Below are 12,629 nucleotides of genomic sequence, written 5' to 3' on the forward strand. Positions count from 1 at the left end.
CAATGGATAAGTGAGTGTTCATTAGAACAATCTTTGTTAGATGTTGCTATTTTTTTGAAAATCCATCCCCAAAATGTTTTTCAAAAATAGCAGGCTACCTACCATTTTTACTATATTCACGATAGAGGGCGCATATTCCTTCTTTCTGATTAATATTTTTCTGAAATAAATATGTGAATATTTATTCAAAGAAAATATGGTCATCATTTATCAAAATTCGATCAATTTTGACAGCTTTTTTCGACGATTCGTCAATTTCTACGATCACTGCACTTAATGTCGTGCGGCCTTCTGCAATTTCAAAACGGACAGGGAGGCTCGTTTTAAATCGTTTAATAATCGTTTCCCGATCAACACCTAAAATACCGTCATAAGGACCAGTCATGCCAACATCCGAAATATAAGCAGTTCCTTTTGGCAAGACACGGTTATCTGCTGTTTGAACATGTGTATGTGTTCCAACGACACATGATGCACGGCCATCTGTATACCAACCCATTGCTTGCTTTTCACTTGTGGCTTCACCATGAAAATCAATAAAAATAAACGGTGTACGTTTTGAAGCTTCTGCTATGAGCTCATCTACTTTTTGAAATGGGCAGTCAATCGGAGGTAAAAATGTGCGGCCTTGCAAGTTGATGACAGCTAGTTCTTTACCTTGTTTTTTAATAAAAGTAAGCCCTTTCCCTGGTGTACCTTGCGGGAAGTTTGCCGGACGAACAATATGGGGTGCATCATCGATGAAATCGAAAATGTCTCTTTTATCCCATGTGTGGTTCCCCATCGTGAGCACATCAGCCCCAGCTTGAAGCAGCTCATGATAGATTTTTTCAGTAAGACCTTTCCCATGAGCCGCATTTTCTCCATTGACAATCGTAAAGTGTGGCTGATATTTTTTCTTTAACTTTGGCAAGTATTCTTTCAGTGTATCTCTGCCAGGTGAACCAACGATATCTCCAACAAATAATATTTTCATACGTTTTGAACCCTTTCTCTTATAAAATGATCTTCTTATCAGTGTTGCATATTTACACAAAAAAATAAAGCGGCGCTAAGCGCACCGCTCTATTTTGCATACTCTACTGCGCGAGTTTCTCGAATAACTGTCACTTTAATGTGACCAGGGTAATCGAGCTCGTCCTCAATCCGCTTACGAATATCCCTTGCTAGACGGTGAGCTTCAAGATCATTAATTGAATCTGGCTTCACCATAATACGCACTTCACGTCCAGCTTGTATCGCAAACGATTTTTCAACACCTTCATAAGATTCAGAGATGTCTTCTAATTTCTCAAGTCTCCGAATGTAATTTTCAAGCGTCTCACTTCTTGCACCAGGGCGTGCTGCAGATAATGCATCGGCTGCCGCAACAAGAACAGCGATAATAGATGTCGGTTCTTGGTCACCATGGTGAGATGCAATACTGTTGATGACAACAGGATGCTCTTTATATTTCGTCGCAAGCTCAACGCCAATTTCCACGTGGCTTCCTTCTACTTCATGATCAATGGCTTTTCCAATGTCATGCAGAAGACCTGCTCGTTTTGCAAGCTTTGCATCTTCTCCAAGCTCTGAAGCCATGAGACCTGCAAGATGTGCAACCTCAATTGAATGCTTCAGGACATTTTGTCCATAACTAGTACGGAATTTTAAGCGACCGAGAATTTTGATGAGATCCGGATGCAAACCGTGAACTCCGACTTCAAATGTCGTTTGCTCACCCATCTCGCGGATATAATCATCGACTTCACGGCGTGATTTTTCCACCATTTCTTCAATTCGTGCAGGATGAATACGTCCATCCTGGACTAGCTTGTCCAGAGCTATCCTAGCTGTTTCACGTCTTATCGGATCAAAGCCCGATAAGATGACAGCTTCAGGTGTATCATCAATGATCAGGTCAATACCTGTTAACGTTTCTAACGTACGGATATTTCGTCCCTCACGTCCGATAATACGACCTTTCATCTCATCATTTGGAAGATTGACTACAGATACTGTTGTTTCAGCTACATGATCAGCTGCACAACGCTGTAACGCAAGTGAAAGAATGTTTTTCGCTTTTTTATCAGCCTCTTCTTTCGCCCGGTTTTCAGATTCTTTCGTCATGACTGCAATGTCGTGGGAAAGCTCATTTTCAACTTGATCCAGAATGATTTGTTTCGCTTCATCTCGAGTTAGACTAGAAATACGCTCCAACTCAGCTTTCTGCAAACGAATCATATCATCCACTTTGCTTTCCATCTCTTCAATATGTTGTTGTCGTTCATTCAGAGAATGATCTCTCTTCTCCAACAGGGACTCCCGTTTATCTAAAGATTCGTCCTTGCGATCAAGGTTTTCCTCTTTTTGAAGTAAACGGTTTTCTTGTCTTTGAAGCTCATTACGTCTTTCACGAACTTCTTGCTCCGCCTCTACACGAAACGAATGAATTTCATCTTTCGCTTCTAAGAGTGCTTCTTTCTTCAATGCTTCCGCATCACGCTTTGCATCCTCAACAATTTGTTCGGCCATGTTTCTTGCGCCGGATATTTTTGCTTCTGCAATGGTTTTACGAACAAAGTAGCCAACAACTAAACAGATTAGGCTCAGCAAAATGGAGATGATCGTAAACATCGTAGGCGACATATTTTCACCTCCTCTTGCTATGAACTTGGTTTTACAAATAAAGTGTCGGCATGTACATTGTTTTGTGTCTCAACATACAGGGCCTTCACAGGGAATGAGATCCTCACTGCCCTTGTCAAGTTTAAATTAGTTATCAATCATGTTAAGAAAAACAAGTGATACATTCCCATTGTAATTGTGTCGGAAATACTTGTCAAGCTAGTCAGACTAAGGCGTAAGTCGTTATTTCAAGCAAAGACAGAACTTTTGACCCGCTAGCTGTTATGTAATTGTAAAAAAAAGACGCTTTTCAGCGTCTTTTTAGTCATTCAATTCCAATTCTTCTTGTCCTTCTTCGTCAGTTGATTTCACTCCGTTTGTATCCAAACCGTAGTGCTCCCTGATCTGCTCTTGAATCATAAGAAGAATGTCTTTATTCTCTTTTAGGAATTGCTTCGCATTTTCACGTCCTTGTCCAAGACGTTCCTCTTGATAAGAATACCAAGCCCCGCTCTTTTGTACGATATCTAGTTCGCTTCCAAGGTCGATGATTTCTCCCTCTTTCGAGATACCTTCACCGTACATAATGTCTACTTCGGCAATACGGAATGGCGGTGCCACTTTGTTTTTCACAACTTTAATTCTCGTTTTGTTCCCCATAATGTCGTTCCCTTGTTTCAACTGTTCAGCACGGCGTACTTCTAAACGAACAGATGAATAGAACTTAAGTGCACGTCCACCAGGCGTTGTTTCAGGATTACCAAACATAACCCCTACTTTTTCACGAATTTGGTTAATAAAGATCGCAATTGTTTTTGATTTGTTGATAGCACCAGATAGTTTACGAAGTGCTTGAGACATCAAACGTGCTTGAAGACCAACGTGTGAATCTCCCATGTCTCCTTCGATCTCTGCTTTTGGTACAAGAGCAGCTACTGAGTCAATGACAACAATATCAACTGCACCACTACGAACAAGTGCTTCTGCAATTTCAAGTGCTTGTTCTCCTGTATCCGGCTGAGAAAGTAACAACTCATCAATGTTGACACCTAATTTTTGAGCGTAAACTGGATCTAGCGCATGCTCCGCATCGATAAATGCAGCTTGTCCTCCCTGCTGCTGAACCTCAGCAATCGCATGAAGTGCTACTGTCGTTTTACCAGAACTCTCTGGACCATATACTTCAATAATACGGCCGCGAGGGTATCCACCTATTCCAAGCGCAGTATCAAGTGCTAACGAACCACTAGGTACTGTTGAAATACGTGTATCTGTTTGCTCTCCTAGTTTCATAATAGAGCCTTTACCAAACTGTTTTTCTATTTGTTTAAGAGCCATATCTAAGGCTGCTTGACGATCACTCATTCTATTGTTTCCTCCTTTATCAATTCCACTATCTATACTATACCTTGTTTTACGTCATTTGCCAAGAAAAAAACGAACACATATTCGATTTTTTCTTGGCAGATTATTTAAGAAAAGAGCTGTTTCTATTAGAAAAAACGCTCTTTTATAAAGGAGTAAACCTCATAAAAACCAAAATTAACTTTCTTTTAATAATTTGAGAAGGTGGTGCAAACCATATTTCACAGCACGCTTGCGAATGCCTGATCGGCTGCCAGTAAACATCCATTCAAACACGTCTGTCTGATCTTTTGTCGATAGCCCGATAAATACTTTTCCAACCGGCTGTCCTTCGTGTGGTTCAGGACCTGCCACACCTGTAAAGCTAATACCGATATCGCTTCCCGTCAGTTTTCTAACGCCTTCTGCGAGCTCTAACGCACACTCTTTGCTGACAGCACCATGAGAAGACAATGTTTCTTCACGGCAGCCCAGCACTTGCTGCTTGACTTGATTTGTGTAACAAACCACACTACCGTTTAAAATGGATGATGCCCCTTCGAGATCTGTCAGCCACTCTGAAAACATACCACCAGTCAGGCTTTCAGCTGCTGCTACTGTTTTCCCGTGTTCATGCAAGGCCTTTGAAGCTTCAAAGGCAAGAGATGTATCACCATATCCGTAGAAGTACTCGCCGACCCGTTCTAAAATTTGTGCTTCTGTTTCTTTTAACAGACGCTCTGTTTCTTTTTCATCCTCATGCTTGGCTGTCAGCCTTAGCGTCACTTCCCCGTCAGCTGCAAGCGGTGCAATCGTCGGATTGGTCTGTGCATCAATTAAATCTTCAAGATCTGTTTCCAGCTGAGATTCACCGATGCCAAAGAAACGCAAGACTACAGACACGATTTTTTCCTTTAGGCCGAGTTTTTCAGAAATAAGCGGCTTCGCTTCGTTTTCAAACATCGGATGCAATTCACTTGGCGGTCCAGGGAGCAGAATGTAAAACGTATCTCCCTCTTGTATAAACATACCAGGTGCCATTCCGAAACGGTTTACGAGCACATCAGATCCCTCTAGAACGAGCGCCTGTTTACGGTTGTTCGGTGACATATCACGTCCGGTTTTACGGAAGTATTCTTGAATAGACTCAAATGCTTCTTCATTTAGCACAAGCTCTTTACCGAGCGTACTCGCAATGGTTTCTTTTGTTAAATCATCTTTCGTTGGTCCAAGACCCCCTGAGAAGATAATAAAATTCGATCTTTCCTGCGCCACTTGAATGGCCCTTTTTAAACGCTCTGGATTGTCACCAACTGCTGTGTGGTAATAAACATTCACACCAATTTCAGCTAGTTGTTTGCTGATGAATTGTGCATTCGTATTCGTAATTTGCCCTAGCAAAAGTTCGGAACCGACTGCAATAATTTCTGCTTTTCTCTCTGACTTCAAAGCGTACACGTCCTTTTTAGTTAGAATTCTTTAAGGCTTCCCAGTTTTTCGCAAAGTAATCCCAGCCTGAGACAACAGTGAAGAACACCGCTACCCACATAGCAAGATCACCAAATGGGAATGATACAAGTTCAAACGGCAGGTTATGCAAAAGAAGTGCCGAAATCGCAATGATTTGCGCCCACGTCTTCACTTTTCCAAGCATATTGGCTGCGACCACTTCACCGCCTCCAGCTAAGACAAGCCTTAGGCCTGTTACAGCAAATTCACGGCTAATGATCACAATTGCCATCCATGCCGGCGTGAGGTTGTATTGAACAAGTATAATTAAAGCCGCTGAAACAAGCAATTTATCTGCAAGCGGATCTAAAAATTTACCAAAGTTTGTGACTAAATTGAGCTTACGTGCATAGTAACCATCAATCCAGTCGGTTGTCGAAGCGACAATAAACAAGATCGCTCCAACAAGGTGAGTGACTTCGATGCTGACGTCACCAAAGCGCGCAACACCCCAATCTAATGGAGCAAGCATAATCAACATAAACACAGGAATCAAGGCGATCCTAGAAAGAGTAATTTTATTCGGTAAGTTAAACATGAATTCCAATCCTCCAATAAGGCATTTTTTTATGTATATAATAGTAGGAACAAAAGAAAAGTCATCTACTTGCTTAAGATGACTTTTCCTTTCCTTTATTCACAATCACAATGTTTTGTGTCATGGTGTTTTTAGGGTCTAATTTGTACTTCAGCGTTTCGTCATTGACTTTAATATCGATTCCCGATGCATTTCCTAAGCGAATATCGACTTGGGAAAGATCAGTCAAGTCTGTTTTAAACGATTCGCCATCTTTCAATTCACCCATCTTCAGCACTTTTCCAGATTCGTCTCTCACACGAAGCCATGAAGCTTGTGAGGCAGAAATGGTTAGCTCCATCTCTTCTGCACCTGATACTTCATACGTTGTCGTAGAACCCTCTGTATTCGTCGCCTTCAAAGAAACATCTTCATCGTCTTTAGATGAATCCTTTGAGGAATCGTCTTTTTCAGATGATTTTTCTTGATCATCTGACGAAGCTTTTTCCTTTTTCTTTTGATCCTTTGCAAGCGATGAATCCTTAGACACTTCGTATTTTGATTCTGATTGCTGAGGAGCCGCCTGATTATTTTTCTGTCCGCTATCATGATTAACCGCTTGAACGATCACATAAATGATAGCGATCACCACAAGGATCCCTCCAATGATTAAAATCGTCGGAAGCAGCTCCAGTACCTTTGAGGCAGGCTTTGGCAGCTCTCGTTGCGGTTTAATATTTGATAATTTATCAGACACTTCATCGTTATACGTGCTTGGTACATCTTTACGAAACTCTTCGAACAATTGTTCAGGATTCAGTCCAACGGCTTCGGCATATTGTTTAATAAACGCTCTGACGTAAAATTTACCTGGAATGATATCATAGTTTCCTTGTTCTATTGCTAGCAAATAGCGCTTTTGGATTTTGGTAGCCGCCATCAAATCCTCCAGCGACATCCCTTTTTCCTCTCTGGCCTCAACGAGCCGTTTTCCCAATTCAGTCAAAACAAACACCTACCATTACCATATTAAAAATCGAAGCCAGAAAAACCAGAATGATCAAACACTTGTGGTTCTTCAGCGTGCTCGTATGTAATTTCTTCGTCTGCACTATTACGCAATTCAATGATGTAGTCGAAATCATCCATTGTATATTCTGAATTTTGAATAAAGATATCTGGATGCTCTACCACCTTTGTAGCAGGCAGTCTCATAATTTCTCTTAAAAGCTGCAAGTGCTTTTCAGAACCTCTTCTTGTCGACACAATCCCATCAATAATAAAGACGTTATCTGGGCTGTATTCATCTGCAATCAGCTGACTGCGAATGGTCTGTTTCAAAAGAGTCGACGATACAAACAGCCACCTCTTACTTGCACATACACTTGAAGCAACAATTGATTCTGTTTTTCCAACCCGCGGCATGCCGCGAATTCCAATCAATTTATGTCCTTCTTTTTTAAATAATTCAGCCATAAAATCGACAAGTAGACCAAGCTCGTCCCTTTCAAAACGGAACGTCTTTTTGTCATCCGCATCACGCTGAATGTATCTTCCGTGACGAACAGCTAAACGGTCACGAAGTTTTGGCTGTCTTAGTTTCGTTACTTTTATCGTTTCCATTGTATTTAAAATTGATTCAAGCCGCTTAATTTGATCTGTGTGGTCACATCGAAGAAGCATGCCGCGTCTTGATACATCAACACCATTAATTGTCACAATATTAATTGAAAGCATCCCCATTAAAGAAGAAATGTCTCCTAAAAGTCCGGGACGGTTCACCTGTATCTCATATTCAAAATACCATTCGAGCTTTGCCAAATGATATTACCCCCTTCATTGTGGCAAATTTTTACCTTCCTTTATCATAAAGCATTTTCACATTTTTAGAAAGCACAATGTTGTGAAACAGTTAAAATAAAAAGAGAGGCACAAACGACCCCTCTTTTTGTTTAGTGCGAGCTATTATTTTCAACTAGCTTGACCATCATGTTTGCAATGGCACGCTGTTCATCTTCTGATGCAACGCTCCAAAGGTCAGAAAGTACTCTTTCTTGCTCATTCTTTGCTTCAACTTCATTAGCCAGGTATCCGCCAATTTCATACGCAAGGTTATTGATGGTATCATCTGATAAACCTTTATCCTGTGCATGATTTAAACGGTCACCTAAAAAGTTTTTCCAATGGTCCCAGCTCTCAAGTACAGACATGTCGATTCCTCCATTCGAAAAGATGAATTACAGCCATAGCTTTTGTCATGGAGAGACGAATTATACACGTTTTTTAACAGTACCAGCCGCCATTCACAGATAAAATTTGACCTGTGATATAACTTGACTGCTTGGAGGCAAGAAACCAAATGGCATCGGCTATCTCTTCAGGTGCAGCAAGACGACCGAGTGGAATCTCCTCTTCCATCATCGCAAGGTCTTCTTGTGTGAAGCTTTTCATCATATCAGTCTGAACCGCACCTGGTGAGACTGCATTTGCTCTAATTCCACTTGGGGCAAGCTCTTTGGCAAGCCCCTTAATGAAGGCATTTTGAGCACCCTTGACCATACTGTACAGTACTTCACACGAGGCACCCGTTTCCCCCCATATTGAGCTAACCGCAATAATATGACCTGACTTTTTTTGGATCATGGCAGGCAAAATGGATTGGGTAAGCTCATATGGACTTGTCACATGAAGCTGCACCATGCTGGCTAGAACTTCTTTTTCAGTATCTGTCACTAAACCAACATGACTCTTTCCGCTATTTAAAACAAGAATATCTGGATCAAGCGGCAGGCGGCTGACAAGCTCTGCTGCTCCGCCTGTTTTCGCTAAATCAGCTTGAACGACGTACGTTTCTACTTGATATGTTTCTTTGAGATCGGCGGAAAGACGACTAGCCGCTTGTTCATTTTGATGATAATGGAGCATCAGATGGCAGCCTTCTTGGGCAAGCTTTTTGGCTGTCGCCTGCCCAATTCCGCCACTGGCACCAGTAATCAGTGTCCAACGACTCATACTTTGTTCCTACTTTCTTTATGGAATCCTTATTCTTTTCGTTTAAATGGGAACCAATTCGCTGATCCGAACAATTTGACCATCACAGGTACGAACAATGGTAGCACAACGAGCGCATACAATAAAAGCCCTGTGAGAACAAGTGTTGCAATCTGTAAGAGTGACAATACACCTGATGGCAGCATCGCTGCAAATGTTCCTGCCAAAATGACGGCAGCAGACATAATAACAGATCCCATATTTTTCATTGATTCAGTCATGGCAAACTGGATGTCTTTTGTTTTGTATTCATTGAAGCGTTCCATTAAGAAAATCGAATAATCGACTCCAAGCGCCATTAAGATGACAAAGCCAAAGAATGGAACAGCCCAGTTGATGCCCGGATATCCAAAGAAATGGGTGAAAATAAATTCTGTTACACCAATGGCGGTAAAGTACGTTAAAATCAGCGATCCAACTAAGTAAAGCGGCATCACGAGAGAACGGAAGAGAATCACTAGTATTAAGAAAATACCGATCATCATGTAAAGAACCGTCTTATTGAAGTCTTGGTCTGACAGCTGTTTTAAATCAGCGTTCATACTTGAAACACCAGATACGCCAAATGAAACATCTTTTAGGTTTGTTTCAGGAAGTGCACGTTTGACCGAAGCTTCTACTTGTTTAATTGTTTTCATGGCGTCGTTTCCATATGGATTGTCTTCTAAAATGACGTCAATCTTTGTCATTTTGCGGTCATCCGACATATAGGAATCGAACACTTGCTTGAAAGCTTTATTTTTTAGGACATCTTTTGGAATAAACCAACCGGCCATGTCTTGATCTGGCGCGTTTTTCAGTTCATCTAAGTAGTCTCCTGCACCCATTAAGCCGTTTGAGATTTTCTCAAGGCCGTCGACACTTTTGTTTAGACCATCTGTCAGCTTGGTCAGATTGTCACCAAAGCCGCCAATTTTTTCTTTCATTTGTTTTTGACCATTAATGATGTCGCCGGCTCCATTTGCAAGTTTAGGCATACTATCAGCTAACTGCCCTTGGCCTTTAGACGTTTGATCTAGCCCGTTTTCAATGGCTTCTAAGCCAGCAATCAGCTCATCAATTTGATTTGTAAACACTTTTTGCTGCTCTGAAGCTTTTGCGATAAAAGCATCTGCTGCTTCAAGCTGTTTTTTTGCTTCTTTTGCTTGTTTTGCATAGCTGTCAGCCTGTTTGGCTCCTTCTTGCAAGGTAGTAGAAAGTTCCTTATATGAAGCTTTGATGGCTTGATATGATTGGTTTTCTTTCACCTGCGGAATTTGCTCTTCAAGTGTACTGAACTGTTTATTCGCTTGACTGATCAAAGCTTTTACATCCGCTGCGGCAGAGGATGACGTATCGACTTGTGCCAATGCTGCTTTTAATTCTTTAGAAATGCTTTTATACAGTGCCACTTGCTGATTCACTTGTGCGACTTGATCTGTTAATTCCTTTTTCGCACCCTTTATTCTTTCTTTAATTTCAGAAACACCTTTTTTGTTTTGATCGATATAGGTTTGCAGTTCTCTCATCGTTTTTTCGACGTTTTGAATACCTGATTTTACGGATTCAGTTCCAGAAATCAATTTGTTAATGCCTTTTCCTGATGCTTTAATTTGTGGTGTTTGATCCTCGATGGATCTACTCATGGTTGTAAGAGCATCTTGGATCTTTTTCAACCCTTCGTTACTTTTATCAAGCCCGCTATTTAGCTCTTTGGCTTGAGATTTCACGTACAGGTCATTCAGCCCTTTACCAACAGGACGAGTGGCACTTCTCACTTTACTCACACCATCTGTTTGTTCAATCGCACGACTGAGTTTTTCAACAGCAATCAGACCTTCGTTATTGTCTAAAAGATCGGATGATTTCACGACAACGGTTGCTGGAAGGGCTTCACCTGGTCCAAATTTGTCAGAGATCGTATTAAATGCATTGACAGATTCGTATTTATTGCCGATTTCGTCTAGGTTGTTATATGAAAGTGTTCCTTTATACATAAGAATCGCTGGAAGGGTAATAATTGCAACGATTAGCAAGCTGAGAAGTGGTTTCTTAAATGAAAAACGACCAGCTGTTTCCCACATTTTCGATTGCGGGTGGGCAATATCGCCTTTGATCGGCCAAAATAACACTTTTCCTAAAACCGCCATAAAGAATGGAACGACAGTGAGCAGTGCCACTATTAACACGGCAACACCAACCGCCACGGCGACAGCTGATTTATACAGTTGGAATTCGGCTAAACCGATACACGTAAAACCAATGAGGACAGCAATTCCGCTGAATAAAACGGTTTTACCTGCCGTCTTATATGTTGTAATAATCGCCTCAACCTTATCTTTTCCGTGAGATAGTTCTTCTTTAAACCGGCTTAGCAACAGGATGCAGTAGTCGGTTCCAATCCCAAACATGATGGCGACCATAAAAATTTGGGTAAAGGTCGAGAGCGGAAAATCAACATACTTTACTAGGTAAGCCACAATGGATTGGCTGACCAAATAGGAAAGCGCTACGGCCACTAAAGGAACGAACGGTGCCACTGCGGATCTAAAGACAAGCACAAGAACAATTAAAATAAACCCTATTGTAATGAATTCCGTTTTTTTCAGACCTTCTTGTGAGCTTGTGATGACATCATCGTCGATTAGCGGCTGCCCTGTCATTTCAAATGTCAGGTTCAGGCTCTTAAGCTTTTCATTGACTCTTTCTTTAAAATCGGATGCTTTGATTTTGTTCGAGTCGTATGTAACTGGAACAAGAAGTGTTGTTTGATCTTTAGAGAGCATCTGTTTTTTAATATCTTTGTTTGCATCAAAATAAGAAGTGATGTCTTCAACATGGAGATCTTGATCCTTTTCTAAAATCTCCATCGCTTTCTTTAAAGAGGCTTCTCTTTCTTTAACGATATCCTTTCCTTGAAAGACAATGACGATCGATTTTTCCGTATCACCATTTTCAGACATGTTCTTTAATAATTGATCGGCGTAGGAAGAAGGATAACCATCTGGAACAGAAATCTGCCCTTTTTCTTTTGTTAATTGCGCCATATTAGGAGCGGTGATTAATAATACAGCCGCTAGTACGACCCAAAGGATCGTGATCAGCCATCTACCCTTTATGATTGCTCTCATTACTATGTTGTGCCTCCTCTTCGATGATAATCTGATAAATCTTTTCATATGTTTGAATAAATGATTCGATTTCTTTTTCATCAAACTTTTCTAAATATGACCGAACAAGATCCTGAAGCTGCTTTTCCATTCGGCTGACCACGTCTTTTCCTTCGGGCGTCACATAGAGATGAACATTTCTTCGATCAGCTTGATCATGCTCACGATAAATATAATCTTTATTAAAAAGACGATTGGTCATGGATGTCACAGCACTTTTGTTGACATTACATTCGATGGCAAGGTCTGTTGATGTACATCCTGGGTGTAAATTGATGTATCGAAGCGAGTAATATTGATCAAGTGTCAGTTCTTTATCGAGCTTTTCCGTGATCATACTCGATACTTTTTTCTCCATCATGAGATAGACGTCCGCATATCTCTGGATGAGTTGGGCAATTTTATTTTGTACCATATGCTGCTCCTTTAGTTTGATTGTTTAACTATTAAAG

At 40.9% G+C, this 12,629-nt stretch carries 11 protein-coding genes; all 11 read right to left on the reverse strand.

Features of this window, described 5'->3' with window-relative positions:
* Positions 1 to 181: 181 nt before the first annotated feature.
* Positions 182 to 976, reverse strand: coding sequence for a TIGR00282 family metallophosphoesterase (locus ACSBQP_RS04465; RefSeq protein WP_008344680.1), 795 nt, complete (start codon positions 974 to 976; stop codon positions 182 to 184).
* 89 nt (positions 977 to 1,065) lie between these two features.
* Complete coding sequence (gene rny, locus ACSBQP_RS04470; RefSeq protein WP_003211958.1) at positions 1,066 to 2,628, reverse strand: ribonuclease Y; 1,563 nt, start codon at positions 2,626 to 2,628, stop codon at positions 1,066 to 1,068.
* Between the two features lie 300 nt (positions 2,629 to 2,928).
* Positions 2,929 to 3,972 (reverse strand): recombinase RecA, encoded by a 1,044-nt coding sequence (gene recA, locus ACSBQP_RS04475; protein WP_007499478.1) that lies wholly within the window; start codon positions 3,970 to 3,972, stop codon positions 2,929 to 2,931.
* Positions 3,973 to 4,149: 177 nt separating this feature from the next.
* On the reverse strand, positions 4,150 to 5,400 hold the full coding sequence (locus tag ACSBQP_RS04480) for a competence/damage-inducible protein A (protein WP_007499480.1): 1,251 nt from the start codon (positions 5,398 to 5,400) through the stop codon (positions 4,150 to 4,152).
* Positions 5,401 to 5,416: 16 nt separating this feature from the next.
* Positions 5,417 to 5,998, reverse strand: coding sequence for a CDP-diacylglycerol--glycerol-3-phosphate 3-phosphatidyltransferase (pgsA, locus tag ACSBQP_RS04485; protein WP_008344688.1), 582 nt, complete (start codon positions 5,996 to 5,998; stop codon positions 5,417 to 5,419).
* A 73-nt stretch (positions 5,999 to 6,071) separates the two neighbouring features.
* Entirely contained in the window at positions 6,072 to 6,983 is a 912-nt protein-coding gene (locus ACSBQP_RS04490) for a helix-turn-helix domain-containing protein (RefSeq protein WP_435028221.1), read from the reverse strand.
* Between the two features lie 23 nt (positions 6,984 to 7,006).
* Positions 7,007 to 7,798, reverse strand: coding sequence for a DUF3388 domain-containing protein (locus ACSBQP_RS04495; RefSeq protein WP_003211480.1), 792 nt, complete (start codon positions 7,796 to 7,798; stop codon positions 7,007 to 7,009).
* A 131-nt stretch (positions 7,799 to 7,929) separates the two neighbouring features.
* Positions 7,930 to 8,187 carry a DUF3243 domain-containing protein gene (locus ACSBQP_RS04500; RefSeq protein ID WP_008344693.1) on the reverse strand — a complete coding sequence of 86 codons (258 nt, stop codon included), beginning with the start codon at positions 8,185 to 8,187 and terminating at the stop codon, positions 7,930 to 7,932.
* A gap of 73 nt (positions 8,188 to 8,260) precedes the next feature.
* A complete protein-coding gene (gene ymfI, locus ACSBQP_RS04505) occupies positions 8,261 to 8,989 on the reverse strand; it encodes an elongation factor P 5-aminopentanone reductase (RefSeq protein ID WP_435028222.1) in 729 nt (242 codons plus the stop codon).
* Positions 8,990 to 9,018: 29 nt separating this feature from the next.
* Positions 9,019 to 12,138 carry an MMPL family transporter gene (locus tag ACSBQP_RS04510; RefSeq protein ID WP_435028223.1) on the reverse strand — a complete coding sequence of 1,040 codons (3,120 nt, stop codon included), beginning with the start codon at positions 12,136 to 12,138 and terminating at the stop codon, positions 9,019 to 9,021.
* Entirely contained in the window at positions 12,116 to 12,592 is a 477-nt protein-coding gene (locus tag ACSBQP_RS04515) for a MarR family winged helix-turn-helix transcriptional regulator (protein ID WP_007499493.1), read from the reverse strand. The genes ACSBQP_RS04510 and ACSBQP_RS04515 overlap by 23 nt, the downstream gene beginning before the upstream one ends.
* Between the last annotated feature and the right edge of the window lie 37 nt (positions 12,593 to 12,629).

This window comes from Bacillus sp. G402 (assembly GCF_051172515.1).
In the GTDB taxonomy this organism is placed as follows: Bacteria; Bacillota; Bacilli; order Bacillales; family Bacillaceae; genus Bacillus; species Bacillus altitudinis.

Excerpts from the sequence above, each read along its gene's own strand:
- ACSBQP_RS04465 (WP_008344680.1), bottom strand. The coding sequence starts at position 976 with ATGAAAATATTATTTGTTGGAGATATCGTTGGTTCACCTGGCAGAGAT.
- rny (WP_003211958.1), bottom strand. The coding sequence starts at position 2,628 with ATGTCGCCTACGATGTTTACGATCATCTCCATTTTGCTGAGCCTAATC.
- recA (WP_007499478.1), bottom strand. The coding sequence starts at position 3,972 with ATGAGTGATCGTCAAGCAGCCTTAGATATGGCTCTTAAACAAATAGAA.
- pgsA (WP_008344688.1), bottom strand. The coding sequence starts at position 5,998 with ATGTTTAACTTACCGAATAAAATTACTCTTTCTAGGATCGCCTTGATT.
- ACSBQP_RS04500 (WP_008344693.1), bottom strand. The coding sequence starts at position 8,187 with ATGTCTGTACTTGAGAGCTGGGACCATTGGAAAAACTTTTTAGGTGAC.
- ymfI (WP_435028222.1), bottom strand. The coding sequence starts at position 8,989 with ATGAGTCGTTGGACACTGATTACTGGTGCCAGTGGCGGAATTGGGCAG.
- ACSBQP_RS04510 (WP_435028223.1), bottom strand. The coding sequence starts at position 12,138 with ATGAGAGCAATCATAAAGGGTAGATGGCTGATCACGATCCTTTGGGTC.
- ACSBQP_RS04515 (WP_007499493.1), bottom strand. The coding sequence starts at position 12,592 with ATGGTACAAAATAAAATTGCCCAACTCATCCAGAGATATGCGGACGTC.